A 1,378-nucleotide genomic window follows, 5' to 3' on the forward strand; every position below is an offset into this window, starting at 1 on the left:
ACGTATATGGACCCCGCCCGATTGCAACGACTGGCTTGATCAGGATCGACGGCCACAACTGCTGACGTATATCCGGCTTCTTGATGCGGCTGGACAACGTCTCCGCCGCGAGCCTCGATGGTTTTCGCCCGCTTCCACCTCAACGGCCCCGAGACATCGGCGCAAGCCGTGCCGGTCCACACATCAGGTTCGGGAAGCGACGGGGTGACCGTTTCGCCATCTCCTGCCATTTGTTGCAATTGCCGGTGAGACCTCCTTTCCTTGATTGCCGCTTCGCTTCAGGCCGCCTTCACCGAAAGCGCCGGCTCATAAGCCGCGCCGCCTGTGAGCATAGCCCACACGATCCGCGCGTTCTTGTTGGCAAGAGCCACGGCCGCGACATTGGGATGGCGCCGTTGCCGCATCTTGCCGAGCCATAGGCTTCGCGGATCCTGCTTGCCATTAGCACGGCTTAAAGCGGCGCGAGCTCCGTGAATCATCAGCGTCCGCAGGTATCGATCCCCCCGTTTGCTGATGCCGAACAAGCGGGCCCGCCCTCCACTGGATCGCTGCTTGGGTACCAGACCAAGCCAAGCCGCGAACTGTCGGCCGTTCTTGAAACAGCTTCTATCGCCCACGGCGGCGACCAAGGCTGTTGCTGTCACAGGTCCGACGCCTTCGATTTTGCCGAGCCGCTGGCACTGCTCACTCGTACGGAAGATTTCCCTTATCCGCCGGTCATAGGCTGCAATGCGGGTATCAAGCTCGGACAGCTCCTCTTGCAGTTCCCTCATGAGCGCTCGGAGCATCTCGCTGAGGTCGTCATTGATGTTTCCTACGATGACCGCGAGGCCACGCCGCAGCTGCGCGATGTCACGGGCAATGACAATCCCATGCTCGGACAGAAGACCGCGAATTTGATTGACGAGCCTGACTCGATCGGCGACCAGGCGCCGGCGAATGCGGTGGACGGCCTGTACCGCCAGCTGATCGGTTGATTTCGGTGGCACGAAGCGCATGGACGGACGACCGACCGCTTCGCAGATGGCTTCCGCATCGTTCTGGTCGTTTTTGTTCGACTTGACGTATGGTGTCACGAACTGAGGGCTGATTAGTCGGACCTGATGGCCAAGCTCCGTGAGCACGCGAGCCCAATAGTGTGCCCCGTTGGAAGCCTCCATGCCGACCAGGCAGGCCGGTAAATTGGCGAAAAAGCCGGCCACCGCATCGCGACGTAACCTCTTTCGCACAACGACTTTCCCGTGGTTGTCGACGCCGTGAACTTCGAAGACATACTTCGCCAGATCTAGACCTATCCGAACGACCTGCATAACATCCTCCTTCGCTGCAGTTGACGCTTGAGATTCCACCGCCGCAAGGGCGGGGTCCATACCATTGG

General features: G+C 60.2%; 1 protein-coding gene. It reads right to left on the reverse strand.

From position 1 onward, the window contains the following. Positions 1 to 278 precede the first annotated feature (278 nt). A complete protein-coding gene (locus IVB50_RS16265; RefSeq protein ID WP_247296495.1) occupies positions 279 to 1,310 on the reverse strand; it encodes an IS110 family transposase in 1,032 nt (343 codons plus the stop codon). Between the last annotated feature and the right edge of the window lie 68 nt (positions 1,311 to 1,378).

The organism is Bradyrhizobium sp. 87 (genome assembly GCF_023073015.1).
Classification (GTDB): domain Bacteria; phylum Pseudomonadota; class Alphaproteobacteria; order Rhizobiales; family Xanthobacteraceae; genus Bradyrhizobium; species Bradyrhizobium canariense_D.